This is a genomic window from Streptococcus sp. V728 (assembly GCF_052077995.1).
Classification (GTDB): Bacteria; Bacillota; Bacilli; order Lactobacillales; family Streptococcaceae; genus Streptococcus; species Streptococcus infantis_B.
This window is the reverse complement of record NZ_JBQJJH010000002.1, coordinates 158,780-181,472: the sequence shown is the minus strand read 5'-3', so window position 1 is coordinate 181,472 and position 22,693 is coordinate 158,780. Positions and strand designations below refer to the sequence as shown.

Sequence of the window (22,693 nt, the reverse complement as noted above, 5' to 3'; positions counted from 1 at the left end):
TTATAAAATTTCGATATCAAATCCAACGTGATCAAAATCGCCAGGTTTCAAAATCTTAACATTCTTTTTAACTTCCAGTCTATCTCCTTCTTCTATTGAAGTAGACAAACCTGACCATGGTTCCAAGGCAATAAAAGGCCCTTTATTAAGAGTTGACCATACGATTAAGTTAGAAAATTCTTCAAAGTGAAGTTTCAAACCTTTATCATGTTTTCGTGAACGCAAAGCTACTGTGCGAGATTCTAACTCATCTAATGTCACTGCATCATAGCTAAACAAATCATAATTTAGGTCCAATTCTTTTTGATTATTTAACCAAGGACTTCTATCTTTGAAATCTAACATTCCTGTTTCTGGGAATGGTTTTGGAACTGAACAAGTCTCTGGCTTTTCAAATTCCAAATAGTAGTCTTCATATGTCTCGTCATCTAATAAGGGACAGTTAAAACCAGGATGCCCACCGATAAAAAATGGCATACACTTTTCAGATTCTTTATTGTAAATTTTATACTCTGTACGAATTGTTTTACCAGTCACAATATAAGTGATTTCTAGTCGGAAATGATAGGGATAATTCTCATACATTTCCTCAGTATCTTCAATAGCAAATGTAACAGAATTATCTGTTTGATCAACTAAATCAAATTCCTTTTTTCTTACCAAACCATGACGCGGAATTTTTCCTATTTCATGACTTCCGACTTTATTCTCATAAACGACGGTATCATTTCTAACTGATCCGCAAATTGGGAATAAAACAGGTGCTTGTCCACTCCAATAAGTTGGATCACCTTGCCACAGATACTCTACACCATCTTTATCCTTAATTGAAGATAAAGCACCTCCAAAAGTTTGAAACTGTACTTGCAATTGATCTGATTTTATTTCAATCACAGCTGTTACCTCCATTTTTTCAAAAAAACTAGGCTGACTGCTCCACGCTGGAAACTGACAACCTAGTTTTTACAATTTACATTTTTAGGAGCAAATTATTTAGCATTTGCTGCATATTCTTCGTTACGTTTGATCATTTGTTTTCTGTACCATGCAAAGATACCAACGTAGAATACAAGGAATACTAATGCGCCAAGGATTGCTTTGATATCACCAGTTGTAGCGTTACCAATTGCCCAACCAAATAGTTTTTCGATTGGTCCTTCAAGAGTTGAGTGAGTAATCAATTGTGATTGGTTCACACCTTCTGGGAAGGCACCTACACCTTTAGCAAGTTCAGTTGCAAATGGTGCGATAAGTGTACCTGAAAGAAGGAAGAGTGGCAACAAGAGAGTTCCGAAGATGATCATACGGAGCAATTTACCACGAGTAACTACCAAGAGAGCTGGAGTTACACCCATTGCGATGATACCAGCAAGTGGCAAGATACCATTTCCGACATTAGAAAGAAGCACAGCTTCAACCAACATGATTGGTGCAAGTACGTTGGCACAAGCCCAGATTTCAGCGCGACCAGCGATGAATGGCCAGTCAAGACCGATGTTGAATTTACGTCCTTGAAGACGTTTAGTAGCAACGTTTGTAATACCTTGTGAAAGTGGTTCTACGGCTGCGATGAACCATGAACCGATAAGAGAGAATAGCTCCAAGCAGACACCGGCAGTCAAACCAAGTGACAACCAACCTTTAATAACAAGTTCCCATTTTTCAGCGCCTTCTACACCAGCAACTGGATGTGGAGTTCCCATCAAACCGATAACGATACCAAGGATGAAACCGATGAAGAATTTAGATCCCCAGAAACCGATTTTCTTGTTTAGTTTAGCAGCGTCGAAGTCGTATTTATCAAGACCTGGGAAAAGTTTGTCAAAAATCTTATCCAAAACCATGATAACTGGGTTCATCATGTAGTTCATGTGAGTTGAAGTCATTGGTGATGAACTTGGTGCGTTAAGTAGGTCATCAAATGTAGGTTTCATCAAGTCAGAGTTAATGATTTTAAGAACCCCAACAAGAACAACTGCTGCAGTCGCGATAAAGAGTGAAACTCCTTGGCTAACTCCATTGTTGTCAGCGTACCATTTGATCAAAAGACCTGTGATAGACAAGTGCCAGATATCGAAGATATCAACGTCAAGTGTATCAGTTTTCTTCATTGCAAGCATCACAACGTTGACAATCAACATGATGAGCAAGAAGTAAAGTGTCCAGGCAGAACCCCAAGTGATTGTAGCAAGTGGTGCCCAACCAACGTCGGTGATGTTCAATTGAATACCAGTATTTTCAACGAATTTTGCAAGAGAAGCAGAGAAAGCTCCATTAAGCATTCCGATGATAGCACCGATACCAGTAAGTGCGATGGCAAGTTTGATACCACCTTCAAGCGCTTTGGAGAATTTCACTCCAAAGAGTAAAGCCAAGAGTGTCAACACGATCAGCATGATGACTGGTGCACCCATTTCCAAAATAGGTTTAAAGACCTCATTGGCTATGTTAATAATGACGTCCATAATTTTTCCTCCCTTTTTTTTATGGAAACTTACAAAATAATATTTAACTTAATCCGTGTTCTTTGATTGCTGCTTCAATATTGTCATAAACTGGAGCGCTCATAGCAGGAATACGGAACAAGATTGGTCCAGCTTCAACTACTGGGATACCAGGGTCAAAACCTAAGTCAGTTGCAGCGATTGGTGTGAAGATATCATAACCTTTAATCAAGTCTTCATTGACGTCTTTTACCATAACTGCGTCACATTTTACATCGTACCCACGGTTTGAAAGCTCTTCTTCTAGAGCACTTTTAATTTGGTGGCTTGAGTTAACACCCGCACCACAAGCAGCAAGAATTTTAATCATTTGGATTTCCTCCGTTTTTTAGTTTCTATTTATTTTAAAATTAAGCAGTTGCTTCTGAGATATACTGGTACAGAGCTTCTGGTTCTGTAATCTTAGAAAGCGCCTCTAGATGACCGTTACCTGTAAAGAAGTCCATCAATTGAGCAAGAATGTTTGTTTGACTTGAACTTGAATTGTTGATAATAAAGAAAAGTAATGATACTTCTACTTCCTTGTCAGGAGCAATCATGTTGTGGAATGTTACTGGATTTGGTAAGCGAACCACAACAACATTTTCAGTTAAATTATGAATCGTATCTGTGTGAGGGATTGCTACATTTGGCAAGTCCTTCCCTAGAAATTCCATATCTAAACCGGTTGGGAACATTTTTTCACGTTCAATCAAAGCCGATCGATAGGTATCCGTAACAACTTTCTTTTCTTCCAATAGGGTTGCAACTTGATCAAATAGCTGCTCTTGATTATCTGCTTCTAGACAAAAGACTAAGTCTTTGCTGAAGAAATGATCTAATCCCATGATCTTCTCCCTTCATATTTAACTTTTATGATACAAGTATAACATTATATGAAACCGTTGTCAATATTTTTTTGTTGTATTTTGTTTGATTTTTATTTTTTTTGTTTGATTGTAAACAATTTGATTTTATACATATTCTTTAAAGGTTGAAAATATATAAAAAAACAGGATAAATATCCTGTTTTAGTTTTAATTCTTTTTCACTGTCCAGCTTTCTTCTACTATTGGAGTCATTTCGTTTACGATTTCTAAATCACCTTCAAGAGTAACTAATCTAATCATATTATCATCCGACTTAAATACCCAAATAAGTACTTTTTTACTATTTTTATAATCTGCATAAATTTTGAGGGCATCATAGCCCCCAATATTTCCCCTATTAGTTCTAACATTTGTAAATCTAGGATTTTCTTTTATATTTTGTACAAATTTGGTCTCAAAATTAGTGAAATTTTTTACGTCTGCATTTATACTTTTAACTGAAATGGCATTCTTGTCAGTACCATCATTGTACTTAAAATCAACACTTTTCTCACCGAAATTACTTTGAACCCAAGATTTAGGTACTTTCAAGTATCCATAATCATCTGATCCAACCCATTGTGTATCTTTAGTTGGAACGGTTGTTGTAGCTTCTGCTGTTTCCTGACTAGTAGTTTCCTGAACAATTGTGGTAGTTTCAGCTGTTACATCATTTTTACCAGTATTTGTATTACAAGCAGCAAGAGTGATACCACAAAGCAAAAGTGAAGATAAAGTTATCAATTTTTTCATGATAATTCTCCTTTCACTACTATTCTAAAGTAAGCAGAACAAAGTGTCAAATATATACTGTAAACTGGCAGTATTATCGAAAATACAATAAATCTACTACTATATTTACAAAAACTCATTCTTTTAATTTTCATTGCAAAAAGTTCTAATCAGGAAATCTATTTGAAGTCCTAAATAAAACTGGATAAAATAAAAAAGCAGGAAAAATCCTGCCTTTTAAACCTTTTTATTAGTCCAACTTTCTTCTATCAGCGGAAGCATATCTTTCAATACTTCACGTGTTCCTTCTAGAGAAACATATCTAAACTTACCATCATCTGATTTAAAGATATAAATAACTAGATATTTTCCGTTTTTAGCAATACAGTTTACAACATAGGCATCATAACCACCAATTTTTGACTTAGATCCCCATACTTTAGAGAAATCCTTGCTTTGTTTTTTGGTTTGATAGACACTAGTAGAAACTTGAACGGGATCAAGAGCAGCATATTCACTTTCACTAACACCTAAATGCTCTGGTTTAAAGGTATTTAAAGTTACAATATTGACATCTGTTCCATCACAGTACTGAATATCATCACCACCCTCAACTTCTGTAAAATGAATCCATGATTTTGGAACCTTTACGTAGCCATAAGCATCTGAACCAATTACCTGAGTATCTTTAATCGTTGATTCGGCTACAGTTGTTGTTTCTTGTGCTGAGGTAGTTTCCTGAACTGTTGTTGTATCTGAGGCTGCTTCTTTCTTAGTTTTTGAAGTATTACAAGCAGCAAGAGTTAAGCAACATACTAAAAGCGTAGATAAGCTGATGATTTTTTTCATAATCTTTCTCCTTTCATCCCTATTTTAATGTATGTAAATAAAAGTGTCAAAAGATAACTGTAATTCATTCTAAATAATAATAGAAATTAATTATTCTTCATCCATGCTTAAGACGCTAAGGAAGGCTTCTTGTGGGACTTCTACTGATCCGATAGCTTTCATGCGTTTCTTACCAGCTTTTTGTTTTTCAAGAAGTTTACGTTTACGCGAAACATCTCCTCCATAGCACTTAGCAAGTACGTTCTTACGAAGGGCTTTGATATCTGTACGAGCTACAATCTTGTGTCCAATTGCAGCTTGAATTGGAACTTCAAATTGTTGACGAGGAATGATTTTCTTAAGTTTATCTACGATAAGTTTCCCACGTTCATAAGCAAAGTCCTTGTGAACGATAAAGCTAAGAGCGTCCACCTTGTCTCCATTGAGAAGGATATCCATCTTAACCAACTTAGATGGTCTATACTCTGACAATTCATAATCAAAGCTAGCATAACCACGTGTCGAAGACTTGAGCTTATCAAAGAAGTCAAAGACAATCTCAGCAAGGGGAATTTGATAGATGACATTGACACGATTATCATCAATATAATCCATCGTCACAAAGTCACCACGTTTGCGCTGAGCTAGTTCCATTACTGCTCCAACGAATTCTTGTGGTACCATGATTTGTGCCTTTACATATGGTTCTTCAATGGTCGCAATCTTTGTAGGATCAGGAAACTCAGATGGGTTCGATACATCCATAGATTCACCATCAGTTTGATTGACCTTGTAGATAACGGATGGTGCAGTCATGATAAGATCGATGTTAAACTCACGTTCCAAACGTTCCTGAATAACATCCATATGAAGTAATCCAAGGAAACCACAACGGAAACCAAATCCAAGTGCTTGAGATGTTTCTGGTTCAAACTGCAAACTAGCATCATTGAGTTGCAATTTTTCAAGGGCTTCACGAAGATCGTTATATTTATTTGACTCAATTGGATAGAGACCTGCAAAGACCATGGGGTTCATTTGCTTGTAGCCGTCTAGTGGCTCTGAAGCAGGATACGACGCCAAGGTAACTGTATCACCGACACGAGTATCCTGAACAGTCTTGATAGACGCTGCAATATAACCAACATCACCTGTTGCTAGGAAATCACGTCCCACTGCTTTAGGTGTGAAGATTCCCACTTCGATAACATCAAAGGTTTTACCATTACTCATGAGCTGAATCTTATCACCAGGTTTAACGACTCCGTCCATAACACGGACTTGAAGAATAACACCACGATAGGCATCGTATACTGAGTCGAAAATCAAGGCTTTCAATGGTGCTGAAACATCACCGGTTGGAGCAGGAACTTTCTCTACGATTTGCTCGAGAATTTCTTCGATACCAATACCAGCTTTGGCTGATGCTAAAACTGCTTCACTAGCATCTAGACCAATAACATCTTCGATTTCCGTACGCACGCGCTCCGGATCTGCTGCAGGCAAATCAATCTTATTGATAACTGGAAGGATTTCTAAATCATTATCCAAAGCAAGATAGACGTTTGCCAGAGTTTGAGCCTCAATTCCTTGGGCGGCATCAACAACCAAAATTGCTCCCTCGCAGGCAGCTAGAGAACGTGATACCTCATAAGTAAAGTCCACGTGTCCTGGTGTATCAATCAAGTGGAAAATATAGGTCTCGCCATCTTTTGCAGCATAATTCAACTCAATGGCGTTGAGTTTAATGGTAATCCCACGTTCACGCTCAAGATCCATGCTATCCAGAAGTTGAGCTTGCATTTCACGGCTGGAAACTGTCTCTGTCTTCTCTAAAATACGGTCTGCTAACGTTGATTTCCCATGGTCAATATGGGCGATAATAGAGAAGTTACGAATCTTCTCCTGTCGTTTTTTTAATTCTTCTACGTTCATGATTCTCTTCCTTTCAGGGTATCTATTAATTATAAAATGTTTTTAATATTTTGACAAGACCATACCCTGCTAGGAGTACTAATCTTCAGCAATAAAGCCATCATTTTCGATGAAATAGCGGTCAGTCATACCTTGGTCAGTAAAGACAATACCGTGAAGGACACCGCCGTAAACAGCTCCTCCATCCATTCCAATCTTACCGTCTTCTGTAATCCAAAGTTCTGCTGTACCGCGTTCTTGATTCAGTAAACCATAGACTGGTGTATGTCCAAAGACAATCGTTTTACCAGTATGATTAGCTACTTCATGGAATGGTTTTCTGAGCCAAACTTTCTTGTAATCTGTAGTATCATGCCAGTCATCCAAAGTCAAATCAATACCAGCATGAACAAAGATATATTTATCCGTCTCAATCACAAAAGGCATCTGACGGATAAACTCCACTAAGTCTGCCGCTTCAGTTTCAACACGCTTAGCATCTGCTACACCATCTACTGGTGCATCCAATGGGCGACCTAGAATAGAATTAATAGTTGTATCCCCACCATTACGACGATAGTGGTCATAGCTTTCTTCAGGGTTATCCAACCAAGTTAAAAACATATACTCATGGTTTCCTGACAAACAAATAGCTCCCTGATTGTCGACCAAATCTTTAACCATTTCTAGAACTCGGCGACTATCTTCACCTCTATCAATCAAATCTCCAAGAAAGAGTAATTGAGTCTTACCATCCCATGTTTTTAGAAGATCCTCAAGCATCCCTGCTTTCCCATGAACATCTCCAATAACATAATAGTCTGTCATTTATTTCTCCTTACTTTGCAATAATTCTCGCGCTTGACTAAGTGCTGCTTCAGTTACATTTTCACCTGCCAACATCTTAGCAACTTCTTCTACTCTTTCCTCAACTGTCAACAAGCGAACGGTTGAAACGGTTGAATGCTCATTGCTAATCTTTTCAATGAAGAACTGATAATCAGCGATAGCGATGACTTGAGGAAGATGCGAAATAGCTAGAACTTGGCCATGCTGACCAATCTTATGAATTTTCTGTGCGATTGCTTGAGCTACACGACCTGAAACTCCTGTGTCTACCTCATCAAATACAATGCTCGTCTTACCTTCCTTACGAGAAAAGGCAGACTTAATAGCCAACATCAAACGAGATAACTCACCACCAGAAGCTACTTTTACTAATGGTTTAAAGTCTTCTCCAGGGTTGGTTGAAATATAAAATTCAACACTCTCATTCCCTTCACGACTGAATTTTCCTTTAGTAAACTGAACCTGAAATCGAGCCTTGTCCATATAAAGGTCTTTAAGCTCTTGTTGAATCTCAATTTCTAATTGTTGAGCTAAGTTATGGCGAGCAGATGCAAGTTTACTTGCTAAATCAACCAGACTTACTTCTAATTGCTTGAGTTCTGCTTCCATATCTTCTGAAGAAAGATTATTACCAGTAAGTAAATTGTATTCTTCAGTTATTTTTGCAAAGTATAACAAGACATCATCGACATTTCCACCATACTTACGTGTAATGGCATGTATGAGATCTAAACGACTCTCAATCTGCATCAAGCGATTGCCGTCAAAATCTAAATCTTCGATAATATCCTCTAAACGTTTGGTGACATCTTCTAATGCATAATAAGATTCTGATAAAGAAGTTGATATTTCACGGTACTCAGCATCATACTCTTCTAAACTTTCCATGTCATTCATAGCAGAACGCACGTTAGCCAGACTTGAAAATTCTTCATTATCTAGCATGGTATAAGCATTAGTTAGCGTATCAGCAATATTTTTATGATTCAGAAGTTTATCGCGTTCTTGATTGAGTTTGAGGTCTTCACCTGGCTGTAATGCTGCAGATTCAATCTCTGCCATTTGAAATTCCAACATCTCAATACGAGCCTTGTGTTCCTCTTGATTTTTCTTAATCTCAAGAAGTTGCTTACGCATTTGACGGTAGGCTTCAAAGTTGGTCTGATAAGATTGTTTCAGTTCAAGAAAATCTGTATCACCAAACTCATCCAGCATCTGAATATGTAATTGTGGACGCATTAACTCTTCTTGATCATGCTGACCATGAATATCGACTAGATGTTGTCCTATTGCGCGTAGAACAGAAAGATTGACCATCTGTCCATTAACTCGACTAACACTGCGCCCGTTTTGTAAAATTTCACGACGGATGATGATTTCATCGCCTAACTCCAGACCTTGCTCATCAAAAATCTCTTGTAAAGCTTGACTATTTTCGATTGAGAAAAGACCTTCGATTTCTGCTTTAGGTGCACCATGACGAATGACATCTGTTGTTGCTCTGGCTCCCAGCATCATGTTCATAGCATCGATGATGATAGACTTCCCAGCACCAGTTTCCCCAGTAAGAACTGTCATTCCTTTCTCAAAATTAAGTGAAATAGCCTCAATGATGGCAAAGTTTTTAATTGAAATTTCAAGTAACATAAGGTCCTACCACTTTTTAACTTGCTCTACAATTTCTACAGCTGCTTCTTCAGTTCGCGCTATAATTAAAATTGAATTATCATCTGCTAAACAGCTAAAAATCTTATCTGAAAATGTTTGGGTTAATTGGCTTTTAACAAAAATTGTATTTCCAGGAATAACATCTAAATTGATGAGATTTCCCATTCTCTCAAAACTTTCAATATTGTTCTCAGCCAACTGTAAACTTTTGACTACTGACTTTGGCAATTCATAGACATAAGTATTGTCTTTCAATGGAATTTTTACAATCCCTAGTTCTTTGATATCTCGTGAAACAGTTGCTTGAGTAGCAGTGATTCCTGCTTCTTTTAAATGTTCAACGATTTCTTCCTGAGTACCGATTTGATAATCAGTCACAAATCTTCTAATCTTCTCAAGTCTCTCTTTTTTATTCATCTTTAAACTCTCTATGTGCTTTTTCTACTAGTGGTTCTATTTCAGAAACCACCTGATTGCTTGCGTGTTCTTCCTTACGTAAATAAGCAAGAAATTCAATATTACCGTGGCCGCCTTGTATAGGTGAAAAATCCAATCCTAAAACGGAAAATCCTTCTTTGACCGCCATTTCTGTTACCGTTTCTAAAACATTTTTGTGAACCTTAGCATCTCTAATAATCCCATTTTTCCCAATTTGTTCTCGACCGGCTTCGAACTGTGGTTTTATGAGGGCAACAACTTGTCCTTGATCAGCTAAGACTCTATGTAGAACTGGAAGGATGAGACTCAATGATATAAAACTCACGTCAATACTTGCAAAACTAGGTTCTTGTTCAAAATCAGTCTTTTCAGCATAACGAAAATTAAACTGCTCCATACTAACAACACGTGAGTCTTGGCGCAATTTCCAAGCCAGCTGATTGGTCCCGACATCAACTGCATAAACTAATTTTGCTCCATTTTGAAGCATGACATCCGTAAAGCCTCCTGTTGAAGCGCCGATATCAATGGTCGTTTTGCCTTCAACTGATATGTCAAATTTTTCTAAGGCTTTCTCAAGTTTCAAGCCGCCTCGACTAACATACTTGAGTTTCTCACCCTTGAGTTTTAATTCAGTATCATCAGGAATTTTTTCTCCTGGTTTATCAAAACGCTCACCATTAAGGACCGCAATTACTAATCCAGCCATTACGCCACGCTTAGCTTGTTCTCTCGTCTCAAATAAACCTTGTTTGTAGGCAAGTACATCTACTCTTTCCTTAGCCATTGATTCTCAAACTTTCTACTATTTTTACAATTGGTTCCTTAGCAAAGGTGACTAACTGACTAATCTCTTCCAGCTTTGCATTTGCCTGATCCAAAGTTTGGTTACAAAAAACTTTTGCTTCATCTAATCCTAATAAGGCAGGATAGGTCGATTTCTCAGCTTGTAAATCTTTCTGGGGTGTTTTACCAATTTCTTCAAAGCTAGCTGTAACATCAAGAATATCATCTCTCACTTGAAAGGCAAGACCAATCAACTCTCCAACAGTTTTAAGAGCTATTTGAATAGTTGTATCCAATCCAGCGATGATTCCAGCTGCATGAAAAGGAAAGGCTAATAGTTTACCAGTCTTATTAGCATGGATAGTCCGAAGTTCCTCTAAATTCAAGTATTTTCCTTCTCCTTCCATATCTAAAACTTGTCCAGCTACCATCCCCATACTTCCAGAAGCAAGTGATAGATTTGCTATTAAGTCTACCTTGATTTCGTTTGGCAATCCTGCCCGCGCTATTATGGCATAGGGATCCAGGAAAAGCGCATCGCCTGCCAAGATTGCTAAATTCTCTCCATAGACTTTATGATTGGTCAAACGTCCTCGGCGATAATCATCATTATCCATAGCAGGTAAATCATCATGAATCAAACTACCTGTGTGAATCATCTCAAGCGCTGCTGCAACCTGAGCATGAGCTGGTGTGATTGGCACCTGCAAAGAGTCCAAAACTTCTAAGAGAAGATAAGGACGAATCCGCTTGCCACCAGCATGAATGGAATAGAGAACGGCTTCTCTAAGATTTGAAGCTATTTGCTGTTCACCATAAAACTCCTCAAGCGCTGACTCAACCAAGTCTAGTTTTTCTTGCTTGTTCATACGAGTTCGCTCTCTGTTCCATCTTCTTGCATGACTTTAACTAAGGTCTTTTCAGCTTTATCAAGTGTTGCCTGCAATTCCTTTGATAAGATCATCCCTTTTTGAAAAGCTGCAATGGCATCTTCTAAAGCAATTTCTCCATTTTCTAAGCTCTGAACAATAGTCTCAAGTTCTGCTAAATTTTCCTCAAATTTCTTCTGTTTTGACATCTTTAACCTCTAATTCTACCTGACCATCTCGCATCAATAACGTTACTTGATCAGTTTTTTTCAAATCTTTTGCTGACGATACTACGGCATCCTCTTTTTTCACAATGGCATAACCTCTGGCTACGATACGACTAGTATCTAACATGAGTAGCGCTTCTGACAAACGTTTAACTTCGGCCACCTTGGCATCATAAACTACTGCCATCTGACTACGAAGTAACTTTTCAAATTGGAGTAGACGGTCCTGATAACGATGAACCTTATTGATTGGTGATAACTGCTCTAATCGATGAACTAGTTCTAATACTCTTTGCTCCTGTCTAACAAGTTCAGAATTTACACTTTGTTTGAGACGAAGCTGTAACTGATCCAATCGTTGTAAATAACCATCATATAAGCGTTCAGGTTGCCTGAAAATAACGGATTGACTTAGTACTTTTAATGCTTTTTCTTTCTTAGATAAAGTATTTTGTACAGCTGTAGCCATACGTCTCTCTTGATTCTTCAGATAAGTCAAAAGATCTAACTTAGTAACAGGAGTCGCTAGTTCTGCTGCAGCAGTCGGAGTTGCTGCTCTCTTATCTGCTACAAAGTCTGATAAGGTTACATCTGTTTCATGCCCTACACTTGAAATAACAGGTAGGCGTGATTCAAAAATAGCGCGGACAACAATTTCTTCGTTAAAGGCCCAAAGATCCTCAATCGATCCACCTCCACGCCCAATAATCAGAACATCTAAGTCGTCACGTTCATTAGCCCTCGCAATATTCCGAGCAATCTCCTCTGCAGCACCTTCGCCTTGAACCTTGGTTGGATATAAAATAATTTCTACACCTGGAAAACGTCTAGTAACTGTTGTAATGATATCCTGGATAACGGCTCCACTACGACTAGTCACAACTCCAATTTTTTTTGCAAATTGTGGTATTGCCTGTTTAAAACGATCCTGAAACAGACCTTCTTCTGAAAGTTTCTTTTTTAATTGTTCAAACTGAAGGGCAAGTGCGCCGACACCATCAGGCTCTGCCTTTTCAATAATAATTGAATAACTTCCACTTGGTTCATAGACTTGAACTCGGCCGACTACATTAATCTTCATGCCTTCTTCCAAGTCGAACCCAAGTTTCTGATAGATACCAGACCATATGGTTGCTTGGATAACAGCTCGATCATCTTTTAGAGAAAAATATTGATGAGTTGGACGCTTCCGGAAGTTAGAAACCTGACCAGTTAAATAGACCCTCTCTAAGTATGGGTCTTTATCGAATTTCATTTTCAGATACTTAGTCAAAGTTGTTACCGATAAATACTTTTCCATCTCAACCTCCTTCTTTCTCTAGTTTTTCCTGGGTATTATTATACCAAAAAAACGTTTAAAAATCTCTTTTTTCACCTCTAGAATACGAAAACAAGACTGGATTTCTTTGACCTTGTCTTATAAGATACAAAAGCCCTTGGAAAACTCCAAGGGCTTTTATTAGTTCACTGAACTATTTTATTTTTTAAGGTTGTAGAATGATTTCAATCCACGGTATTCAGCTACTTCACCAAGTTGATCTTCGATACGAAGCAATTGGTTGTATTTAGCGATACGGTCTGTACGTGAAAGTGAACCAGTCTTGATTTGTCCTGCGTTTGTTGCAACTGCGATGTCAGCGATTGTTGAATCTTCAGTTTCACCTGAACGGTGTGATACAACAGCAGTGTAACCAGCTTCTTTCGCCATTTCGATAGCGTCGAATGTTTCAGTAAGAGTACCGATTTGGTTAACTTTGATAAGGATTGAGTTAGCAGCACCTTCTGCGATACCTTTTTCAAGGTAAGAAGTGTTTGTTACGAAGAAGTCGTCACCAACCAATTGAACTTTACCACCAAGACGTTCAGTAAGAGCTTTCCAACCGTCCCAGTCATTTTCGTCCATACCATCTTCGATAGTGATGATTGGGTATTTATTTACCAATTCTTCAAGGTAGTCGATTTGTTCTGCAGCAGTACGGACAGCAGCTCCTTCACCTTCGAATTTAGTGTAGTCGTATACTTGACGTTCTTTATCGTAGAATTCTGATGAAGCACAGTCAAATCCGATAAATACGTCTTTACCTGGAACATAACCAGCAGCTTCGATAGCAGCAAGGATAGTTTCAACACCATCTTCAGTTCCTTCGAAACGAGGAGCGAATCCACCTTCGTCACCTACGGCTGTTTCAAGACCACGAGATTTAAGGATTTTCTTAAGAGCGTGGAAGATTTCAGCACCCCAACGAAGAGCTTCTTTGAATGTAGGTGCACCGGCAGGTACGATCATGAATTCTTGGAAAGCGATTGGAGCATCTGAGTGAGAACCACCGTTGATGATGTTCATCATTGGAGTTGGAAGAACTTTAGTGTTAAATCCACCAAGGTAGCTGTAAAGTGGGATTTCAAGGTAGTCAGCAGCAGCGCGAGCTACAGCGATAGACACACCAAGGATTGCGTTAGCACCCAATTTACCTTTGTTAGGAGTACCGTCAAGAGCGATCATAGCACGGTCGATAGCTTGTTGGTCACGTACATCGTAGCCGATAATAGCTTCAGCAATGATGTTATTTACGTTGTCAACAGCTTTTTGTGTACCAAGACCACCGTAACGAGATTTGTCACCATCACGAAGTTCAACTGCTTCGTGTTCACCAGTAGAAGCTCCTGATGGAACCATACCACGTCCGAAAGCACCTGATTCAGTGTAAACTTCTACTTCAAGTGTTGGGTTACCGCGTGAGTCTAGGACTTCGCGAGCGTAAACATCAGTAATAATTGACATTTTTTACTCTCCTTATGAGTTAAATTTTTTACACCTCTATGATACCTTAAAAAGAGACCTTTTTCAAGAAAAAACGTTATCTTTGTGCAAATTTTCCTTAAGTTGATCAAGTAATCGCTTTCTTTTTCCTTTTATCTTGAGTCTTTTGTGATATACTATATTTATGACTGATGTATCTAAACAAATCCTAGAAAAGGCCAATGGTGGTCTTAAATTAAATCCTGATGAACAAAGACGTTTTCTTGGTACCTTTGAAGAACGTGTCCTTGGCTATGCAGACCTTAAAACAGCTGATGATGATAATTTTCAAAAAGGATTTTTAACAATTTTAGAAACCTTTAAAAAAGAGTCTGAACCTCTATTTGTCAAAATTTCTCCTAAGGTTGAATTTGACAAACAAGTCTTTTATCTAAAACAAGCCAAAGAAGCTGAATGTCAAGCAACCATCGTTTCCGAAGACCACAACTCTTCTCCTTTTGGTCTCATTATCCATAGCGATGCTCCAGTTCAAACAAGTGAAAAAGACCTCAGAAAGGCCTTCTCAGACTTGTGGCAGGAAAAAGTGATGAAAAAAACTACGACTTCTCTCTGGAAAAAATGGTTTGGTTAACTCTGTTTCAATGATAAGATTTGACCGATATTTGCTGCAGTATTTTCTAAATAAGTTGCTGCATTTTTTAAACTATCTTCTAATGGTTCACTTTTTTCTAGAATAGAAAATGCAGCGACGATATTCTCAAATGGTAGGGGAGGTAAATCTTCTGCCAAACTACCACAAATTGCAATGACCGGAACACCCTTGGGTGTTCTTTTTGCTACACCGATTGGCGCCTTACCTGCCAAACTTTGAGTATCCAACCTACCTTCACCAACGATAACGAGATCCACATCTACAACCTGTTCATCAAATTTTACTAAATCTAAACAAGTTTGGATACCAGATACAATCCCTGCTCCAGCAAAGGCACACAAACCAGCTGCAATCCCACCACCAGCTCCAGCACCCTCTAATTTTAATATTTCAGGTGCGACTTTACCATAAAAGTTTTTAATTAAAGTATCAACTTCTTGGAATTTAGCAGGGGTTAATCCTTTTTGTTTTCCGAATGTATAGGTGGCGCCATGAGGTCCACATAGGGGATTGGTTACATCCGCTAAAATTTTGATATGAATATCATCAGGAATGAGACTAACACGACTATCCAAAATCTCATTGATTTCAAACAAGGATTGGCCACGAGCTTTAAACTCAATTCCGTGTTCATCATAAAACTGATATCCAAGACCTAAAGCAATACCAATACCCCCATCGTTACTAGCTGTTCCACCGACACCGATGTAGATATCTTTTATACCTTGCTCTATTAAACGTAGAATCAGCTGTCCAATTCCCTTTGTTTGAATCTCTAGTGGATTTCGTTTTTCATAAGGTATCTTAGCAAGACCTACCAAATCAGCAACTTCAAATAGAGCTAGTTGACCTTTTTGAAAATAGGGCATTTGAACCTCATCACCAAAAGGTCCTGTTACCTGACTTGTATGTTCTTCAAGACCTAAAGAATTTTTTATAGCAGCAACGGTTCCTTCTCCTCCATCGCCTACAGGCAAAAGTACACATTCTGAATCAGGCAGAGCTTTTTTAAAGCCCCGTTTTATAGCTTCAGCCACTTGGTTAGCAGGGAGACTCTCCTTAAAAGAGTCAGGTGCAATAATAATTTTCATCTTGATTTCTCTTTCTACCTAAAGGTATCCTATCTTATCTAACACCTTCATCATATCTCTATCATCTACCTGAAGATTTATTTCTTTTTTCACAATATCCTTAGCACAAAAAGCTATTCCAATCCCAGCTCTTTTAAGCATTATTAGGTCATTAGCCCCATCCCCAATAGCAATTGTTTTCTCGATTGGCACCTCTAATTGATCTGCCCATCTTACTAGAGTTTCTTCTTTGACTTCTCTAGTGATCACTGGCCCAAAAAGATTTCCAGTTAAGTTCCCAACTTTGATTTCTAGTTGATTAGCAGCAAATAATGAAAGTCCTAAATCCTTTGCTAATCTTTCAACAATTGTAGTAAATCCACCTGAAACCAAACCAACTTCAATCTGACTTTCTTTGAGAGTTTTAATAAACTGCACAGCATTTTTACTAAGGTGAAGTTCATGATAAATCTTATCAAAGGCATCTATAGAAAGTCCTTTTAAGAGGGAGACACGTTTTTTCAGACTCGATTCAAAGTCTAATTCCCCTCTCATCGCTTGAGCAGTTATCAGAGCTACTTCCTTATCACAATCTGCCTCTTTCCCCAATAAATCAATTACCTCTTCTTCTATCAAGGTCCCATCAACATCTAGTATACAAAGTCCTCTAGCTTTATTCATCTATCTTCCTTACTCTCATCATCTCAAAAAATCGTATGAAAACTTCATACGATTTTAACTATTTAGTTTGCTAAACTGTGATACAAATCAAGGTAAGACTGACAAGCTGTATCCCAAGAGAAGTCACATTCCATAGCTTGAACTTGAAGATTTTTCCAAACATCTGGATGATTATAGTAAACATCCAAGGCAGTTTGTAGAGCCCAGTTAAGCCAATATGGAGTCAAGTTATCAAAACTAAATCCTGTACCTGTTCCTTCAATTGGGTTGAACGGTTGAACAGTATCTCTCAAGCCGCCTACCTCATGAACAAGTGGTAATGTTCCATAACGCATAGCCATCATTTGAGAAAGTCCACATGGTTCAAAGCGACTTGGCATAAGGAAAATATCACTTGCTGCATAAATCTCTTGAGCCAGTTTCACATCAAAAGTAATATTAGCGGATAATTTGTCTGGGAATACTTGACCAAACCATGAGAAGGCTTCTTCGAAACCAGGGTCACCTGTACCCAATAGAACGATTTGAACATCTTCTTGAAGCATGCGATGCAGACCTTCAACAACGACATCAAAACCTTTCTGTCTTGTCAAACGTGACACTATACCAATCATTGGAACATCAGGTCTTACCGGAAGACCAAGCTTCTCTTGCAATTTAGCTTTGTTCTGAGCTTTTCCTGACAGATCAGATTTGTTAAAATGGTAATCCAATAAAGGATCCGTCTCTGGATTGTAAAGATCAGTATCTATCCCGTTTACGATACCAGAAAGCTTACCAGATTCCATACGGAGTATCTGATCCAAACCACAACCGAATTCAGTAGTCATAATCTCATGAGCATAGCTTGGTGATACAGTTGAAACACGATCGGCATAAAGAATACCAGCCTTCATCCAGTTAAGGCAATCATTCCAACGAACAGTACCATCCGCATAGCGCTCAAAACCAACTCTAAATAAGTCCCAAAGCATACCCTCAGAGAACTGACCTTGGAATTCCAAGTTATGGATGGTTAAGATGGTTTTAATATTCTGGTAAGCTTGAATCCATCTGTATTTTTCCTTCAACAAGAAAGGAATCATTGCTGTATGGTAATCATGGGCATGGAGAACGTCAGGGATGAATCCAATACGCTCCATAGCTTCTAGGGCTGCAAGTTGGAAGAAGGCAAAGCGCTCACCATCATCGAAATCACCGTAAACGTGACCACGGAAGAAATAATATTGATTGTCAATAAAGTAGAAAGTAACACCGTTTAAAACTGTTTTCTTAATTCCACAAAATTGTCTGCGCCAACCAACATACACTTCAAATTGAAGAACATCTTCAATTTGGTCACCAAACTTAGCTTCTACCATGTCATAGTAGGGTAAGATAACAGCAACTTCTTGTCCTGCTTTTACTAATGATTTTGGAAGAGCGCCGATAACGTCTCCCAAGCCACCTGTTTTTGAAAAGGGCGCACCTTCGGCTGCTACAAATAAAATTTTCATGAAAGGATATCCTCTGTTACTTTTTCGCCTTTTTTGATGACAACAGGATTTTCTGCTGTACCTCGAATGACAACTCCCTCAGCTATTTCAGCACCCTTATCTACGATTGCATACTCGACTTGCGCACCTTCACCAATGAGAACAAGAGGGAAAATAATAGATTCTTTAACTAAGCTATTTTTACGGATCTGAACATTACGCGAAATAACAGATTTAATCACTTCGCCTTCAACGATACTACCAGATGCAAATTGTGATGTGTTTACTTTTGAACCTGGTGCATAGTAAGTAGGTTCTTCGTTTTTAACTTTAGTGTGAATCTTTTGATTTGGCGAGAACAAAGAGTAGAATTTATGCTGATCAAGCATATCTAAATTAGCTTGGTAGTATGTTTCTACTGAATGAATATTGGCTAAGTATCCTGTGTATTCATATGCAAAAGCACCTTCTTTTGCTGCCAAATCACGAAGAACATAACGTAATTTTTCTGGATATTCTTTTTGAGCTTCTTCTTCCAAACGTTTAATCAACCATTGAGTGTCTACAACAAAGATATCTGTTGACATGTTGTAAAAATCTTGATTTGATTTTTTATCAAAGAGTTTGTGAGAAACCACATGGTCAGTTTCGTCGATATCAAGGATTGCATTTACTTCTGAAATGTCCTTCTTAGGCAATTTCTTATAAACAACTGTAATTGGTGATTTTGTTGTATTATGCAAATGGAAAACTTGATTGAGATCGATATTCACTAAAACATCACAGTTCAAGGAAACTGTTTGGTCTGAACCTGAACGTTTTAAGTAAGTCAAAAGTTGTTGATAGTATTCTTTACCAACAGTGCTACTTTCTACACGAGTATTATAGATTCCAAGATAGTAGTGGCTAAGTAGTGTATTCAAGCCCCATTCACGTCCTGAACGAATATGGTCAAATACCGAGCTGATATTATCTTGTTGGAAGATTCCAAAGACACTACGAACACCAGCATTAGCCAAACTTGAGAGTGGGAAGTCAATCAGACGATACTTTCCTCCAAATGGCAAACTTGCCACTGGACGGTTACTTGTCAAGGTTGACATATCATGGAAACCAACGGTGTTTCCTAAAATCGCTGAATATTTATCAATCTTCATCTGTTGCTACCCCCACTACTTCATTATATCCGACTACTTGTACTTCTTCTGTACCATCAATTTCTACACCATCGGCAATGACTGCACCTTCACCGATGATTGCACGTGTAATTTTAGCACCTCTACCGATAACTGCTCCACTCATGATGACAGAATCAACGACTTCTGCTCCCTTACGAACTTGAGCAGCTGTAGAAAGGATAGAGTGTTTCACAGTACCATTTACGTAACAGCCGTCCACAACAAGAGAATCTTCTACATGAGCATGTTCTCCAATAAAGTTCGGTGGAGCGATAAGGTTACGAGAATAAATTTTCCATTGACGGTTACGGCTATCTAGAGCATTCTCTGGAGAGATGTATTCCATATTTGCTTCCCAGAGTGATTCGATAGTACCAACGTCCTTCCAGTATCCATTGAACTCATAAGCATAGACACTTTCACCTGTTTCAAGATAATTTGGAATAACATTTTTACCGAAGTCGGACATATCTAGATTAGCTTTTTCAGCTGCAACTAGCATATTGCGAAGTCGTTTCCAGTCAAAGATATAAATCCCCATTGATGCCTTAGTTGATTTTGGTTCAGCTGGTTTTTCTTCAAACTCAACAATACGATTATTAGCATCTGTATTCATGATACCAAAACGGCTAGCTTCTTTTAATGGTACATCCAAAACAGCTACAGTCAAGCTGGCATTGTTATCCTTATGCGATTGGAGCATATCATCATAGTCCATCTTGTAGATATGGTCACCTGAAAGAATCAAAACATACTCAGGATTGATGCTGTCGATATAGTCGATATTTTGGTAAATGGCATGACTTGTACCTTCAAACCAACGGTTTCCTTCACTTGCAGAGTATGGTTGAAGGATAGAAACACCTGTGTCAATACCGTCTAGACCCCAACTAGATCCATTACCAATGTGGCTGTTGAGAGCTAGTGGTTGATACTGCGTAATAACCCCAACATTATGGATACCAGAGTTGGCACAATTTGAAAGAGCAAAGTCAATGATACGGTAGCGCCCACCAAATTGCACGGCAGGTTTGGCAATACTTTGAGTGAGTTTACCGAGACGAGTTCCTTGCCCACCAGCAAGGATTAAAGCTAGCATTTCATTCTTCATTTTCTACTCCTTTTTGAGTTTTATTAGCGACTTTTTTAGCAGGTTTTATGCGACGTTTGATTTTCCAAATACTTGCACCCATAGCTGGCAAAGTAAAGGTCAATGTCTGCTCATAATCCTTCCATAACCCTTTTTGAGTTTGAACAGTTTGGTTGTGTTCTTTCCAAACTCCACCCCATTGTTCCAACTCTGTATTCCAAATTTCTTCGTAAATACCTGCAACTGGTAATCCAATTGTAAAATCAGGACGTTCAACCGGTGCCATGTTAAAGACACAGACTAGCATCTCACCTTTTTTACCTTTACGAATAAAGGATAGAACACTCTGATCTCTATTATCAGCATCGATGATTTCAATTCCATCATAACTTGTATCAATTTCCCAAAGACAACGGTGATCTTTATAAAGCTGATTCAACTGAGATGTGAAGTATTTCATCTTGGCATTCATTGGATCTTCGAGATTTGACCATTCTAATTGCTCTTCTGATTTCCACTCTAAGAATTGACCAAATTCACTACCCATAAATAGTAATTTCTTCCCAGGGTGACAGATTTGATAAGTGTAGAGATTTCTCAGGCCAGCAAATTGATTGTAACGGTCTCCCCACATCTTATGCATCATACTCTTCTTACCATGGACAACTTCATCGTGTGAGAATGGCAAGAGGTAATTTTCATTAAAGATGTACATAAAGCTGAAGGTAACAAGGTTAAAGTCATACTTGCGGTAAATTGGATCTTCCTCGTAGAAACGTAAGATATCATTCATCCACCCCATGTTCCACTTGTAGTCAAAACCAAGACCGCCCATCTCCTTCATCCCAGTAATCTTAGTACCAGAAGAAGATTCTTCAGCAATCATCATGACATCGGGGTGAGCTAGCTTGATAACAGTATTCAAACGTTGTAGGAAATAATAACCTTCATAGTTGAGATTGCCCCCGTCTTTATTTGGAGTCCAAGGCGCATTATCATAATCAAGATAAAGGATATTACTTACAGCATCAACACGGATACCATCCAAATGATAGAAATCAATCCAGAACTTAATACTTGAAATCAAGAAAGACTGAACTTCATTTTTACCTAAATCAAAGTTTAGTGCTCCCCAACCATAGTTATGAGCTTTGTTATGGTCTTGATATTCAAAAGTTGGTGTTCCGTCATAATAAGCTAGGGCATCATCATTGATAGTGAAATGACCTGGCACCCAGTCTACAATAACACCGATATTATTTAAATGACACTCCTCGACAAAGTCCTGAAACTCCTCTGGACTACCATAAGAATGCTCTAAAGCAAAGTAACCCATGAGTTGATAACCCCAACTCAAACCAAGCGGATGAGCCATCAAAGGCATAAACTCGATGTGCGTGTAATTCATCTCAACTAGGTAAGGGGTTAACTCTTCTTTTAATTGAGCAAAGCTATATGGAGTTCCATCTGGATTTCTCTTCCATGAACCTGCATGAGCCTCGTAAATATTAACTGGTCTTTCAAAGAATCCCAAACGTTTTCTACGAGCTAACCAAAGCCCATCTTTCCATTTTTTCTCAGGAATTTCTGTTAGAACAGCGCCTGTCCCAGGGCGAGCCTCATAACGTACAGCTAAAGGATCAATCTTCATAAGCTGATGACCGTTAGCCCGTGTGATATGATATTTATAAATCTGACCCTCTTGGGCTAAAGTTGTAAAAACTTCCCAAACTCCAGATTCATTTCGAACCATAGGGATTTGATTTTCAACCCAATTAGTGAAATCACCAACTAGATGAACAGCTTGCGCATTTGGAGCCCAAACACGGAATGTGTAACCCCATTCCCCGTCTTTCTCCTCACGATGTGCGCCCAAATAGTGCTGAAGATGGAAATTTTCGCCTGTTGTAAAAGTTCTTAAAGCTTCTAATGTATCCATAAATCCCCCTTTATATTGTAAGCGTTTTCTATATTTGTATTATACTATCTTTTTAGAAAAGTTTCAACCAATTTCCGAATTATCATAAATATTTTTTTGAAAATCTTCAAATTATTATCTTGACATTTCTAAAAGTTTCAGTATTGTCGATATTTTTACATGATTTAAGCTTCCATACATCAAA

Annotated in this window: 22 protein-coding genes; 1 reads left to right on the top strand and 21 read right to left on the bottom strand. The window is 38.2% G+C overall.

Annotated features, from left to right (window positions below; all coding sequences use genetic code 11):
• From ACTO1Y_RS02280 to eno, 15 genes are all read right to left on the bottom strand, one after another.
• Positions 1-909 (bottom strand): aldose 1-epimerase family protein, encoded by a 909-nt coding sequence (locus ACTO1Y_RS02280; protein WP_441348203.1) that lies wholly within the window; start codon positions 907-909, stop codon positions 1-3.
• 80 nt (positions 910-989) lie between these two features.
• Positions 990-2,465, bottom strand: a complete 1,476-nt coding sequence (locus ACTO1Y_RS02275) for a PTS galactitol transporter subunit IIC (RefSeq protein ID WP_441348202.1) — start codon at positions 2,463-2,465, stop codon at positions 990-992.
• A gap of 43 nt (positions 2,466-2,508) precedes the next feature.
• A complete protein-coding gene (locus ACTO1Y_RS02270) occupies positions 2,509-2,814 on the bottom strand; it encodes a PTS sugar transporter subunit IIB (RefSeq protein ID WP_000590575.1) in 306 nt (101 codons plus the stop codon).
• Between the two features lie 40 nt (positions 2,815-2,854).
• Positions 2,855-3,331, bottom strand: a complete 477-nt coding sequence (locus ACTO1Y_RS02265) for a PTS sugar transporter subunit IIA (RefSeq protein ID WP_441348201.1) — start codon at positions 3,329-3,331, stop codon at positions 2,855-2,857.
• Positions 3,332-3,520: 189 nt separating this feature from the next.
• A complete protein-coding gene (locus ACTO1Y_RS02260; RefSeq protein ID WP_441348200.1) occupies positions 3,521-4,105 on the bottom strand; it encodes a hypothetical protein in 585 nt (194 codons plus the stop codon).
• A gap of 216 nt (positions 4,106-4,321) precedes the next feature.
• Positions 4,322-4,933, bottom strand: coding sequence for a hypothetical protein (locus ACTO1Y_RS02255; protein ID WP_441348199.1), 612 nt, complete (start codon positions 4,931-4,933; stop codon positions 4,322-4,324).
• A 90-nt stretch (positions 4,934-5,023) separates the two neighbouring features.
• Entirely contained in the window at positions 5,024-6,847 is a 1,824-nt protein-coding gene (lepA, locus tag ACTO1Y_RS02250; RefSeq protein WP_441348198.1) for a translation elongation factor 4, read from the bottom strand.
• Between the two features lie 78 nt (positions 6,848-6,925).
• Positions 6,926-7,654, bottom strand: a complete 729-nt coding sequence (locus ACTO1Y_RS02245) for a metallophosphoesterase family protein (RefSeq protein ID WP_441348197.1) — start codon at positions 7,652-7,654, stop codon at positions 6,926-6,928.
• A complete protein-coding gene (recN, locus tag ACTO1Y_RS02240; RefSeq protein ID WP_441348196.1) occupies positions 7,655-9,322 on the bottom strand; it encodes a DNA repair protein RecN in 1,668 nt (555 codons plus the stop codon).
• Positions 9,323-9,328: 6 nt separating this feature from the next.
• Positions 9,329-9,760, bottom strand: a complete 432-nt coding sequence (locus ACTO1Y_RS02235; RefSeq protein ID WP_254725819.1) for an arginine repressor — start codon at positions 9,758-9,760, stop codon at positions 9,329-9,331.
• The gene (locus ACTO1Y_RS02230; protein WP_441348195.1) at positions 9,753-10,568 is read right to left on the bottom strand and encodes a TlyA family RNA methyltransferase; all 816 of its coding nucleotides are present in this window, start codon (positions 10,566-10,568) and stop codon (positions 9,753-9,755) included. The genes ACTO1Y_RS02235 and ACTO1Y_RS02230 overlap by 8 nt, the downstream gene beginning before the upstream one ends.
• Positions 10,561-11,436: a polyprenyl synthetase family protein gene (locus ACTO1Y_RS02225; RefSeq protein ID WP_441348194.1), complete on the bottom strand. Its 876-nt coding sequence runs from the start codon at positions 11,434-11,436 to the stop codon at positions 10,561-10,563. Before ACTO1Y_RS02225 ends, ACTO1Y_RS02230 begins: the two co-directional genes overlap by 8 nt.
• A complete protein-coding gene (locus ACTO1Y_RS02220) occupies positions 11,433-11,645 on the bottom strand; it encodes an exodeoxyribonuclease VII small subunit (protein WP_214261855.1) in 213 nt (70 codons plus the stop codon). The genes ACTO1Y_RS02225 and ACTO1Y_RS02220 overlap by 4 nt, the downstream gene beginning before the upstream one ends.
• Positions 11,623-12,963, bottom strand: a complete 1,341-nt coding sequence (gene xseA / locus ACTO1Y_RS02215) for an exodeoxyribonuclease VII large subunit (RefSeq protein ID WP_441348193.1) — start codon at positions 12,961-12,963, stop codon at positions 11,623-11,625. The genes ACTO1Y_RS02220 and xseA overlap by 23 nt, the downstream gene beginning before the upstream one ends.
• A gap of 177 nt (positions 12,964-13,140) precedes the next feature.
• Positions 13,141-14,445 carry a surface-displayed alpha-enolase gene (eno, locus tag ACTO1Y_RS02210; protein WP_006151137.1) on the bottom strand — a complete coding sequence of 435 codons (1,305 nt, stop codon included), beginning with the start codon at positions 14,443-14,445 and terminating at the stop codon, positions 13,141-13,143.
• A 163-nt stretch (positions 14,446-14,608) separates the two neighbouring features.
• On the opposite strand from eno, the gene ACTO1Y_RS02205 reads away from it, so the two are divergent.
• A complete protein-coding gene (locus ACTO1Y_RS02205; RefSeq protein WP_441348192.1) occupies positions 14,609-15,055 on the top strand; it encodes a DUF1694 domain-containing protein in 447 nt (148 codons plus the stop codon).
• On the opposite strand, the gene ACTO1Y_RS02200 is transcribed toward ACTO1Y_RS02205, so the two are convergent.
• From ACTO1Y_RS02200 to glgB, 6 genes are all read right to left on the bottom strand, one after another.
• Positions 15,052-16,167: a glycerate kinase gene (locus ACTO1Y_RS02200; protein WP_441348191.1), complete on the bottom strand. Its 1,116-nt coding sequence runs from the start codon at positions 16,165-16,167 to the stop codon at positions 15,052-15,054. The two genes, ACTO1Y_RS02205 and ACTO1Y_RS02200, sit on opposite strands and share 4 nt — an antisense overlap.
• A gap of 18 nt (positions 16,168-16,185) precedes the next feature.
• The gene (gene serB, locus ACTO1Y_RS02195; protein WP_441348190.1) at positions 16,186-16,827 is read right to left on the bottom strand and encodes a phosphoserine phosphatase SerB; all 642 of its coding nucleotides are present in this window, start codon (positions 16,825-16,827) and stop codon (positions 16,186-16,188) included.
• A 62-nt stretch (positions 16,828-16,889) separates the two neighbouring features.
• On the bottom strand, positions 16,890-18,323 hold the full coding sequence (glgA, locus tag ACTO1Y_RS02190) for a glycogen synthase GlgA (protein ID WP_441348189.1): 1,434 nt from the start codon (positions 18,321-18,323) through the stop codon (positions 16,890-16,892).
• Positions 18,320-19,459 (bottom strand): glucose-1-phosphate adenylyltransferase subunit GlgD, encoded by a 1,140-nt coding sequence (gene glgD, locus ACTO1Y_RS02185; RefSeq protein WP_006151117.1) that lies wholly within the window; start codon positions 19,457-19,459, stop codon positions 18,320-18,322. The genes glgA and glgD overlap by 4 nt, the downstream gene beginning before the upstream one ends.
• Positions 19,449-20,591, bottom strand: coding sequence for a glucose-1-phosphate adenylyltransferase (locus ACTO1Y_RS02180; RefSeq protein WP_006151163.1), 1,143 nt, complete (start codon positions 20,589-20,591; stop codon positions 19,449-19,451). Before ACTO1Y_RS02180 ends, glgD begins: the two co-directional genes overlap by 11 nt.
• Positions 20,581-22,509: a 1,4-alpha-glucan branching protein GlgB gene (gene glgB / locus ACTO1Y_RS02175; protein WP_441348188.1), complete on the bottom strand. Its 1,929-nt coding sequence runs from the start codon at positions 22,507-22,509 to the stop codon at positions 20,581-20,583. Before glgB ends, ACTO1Y_RS02180 begins: the two co-directional genes overlap by 11 nt.
• Positions 22,510-22,693: the final 184 nt, after the last annotated feature.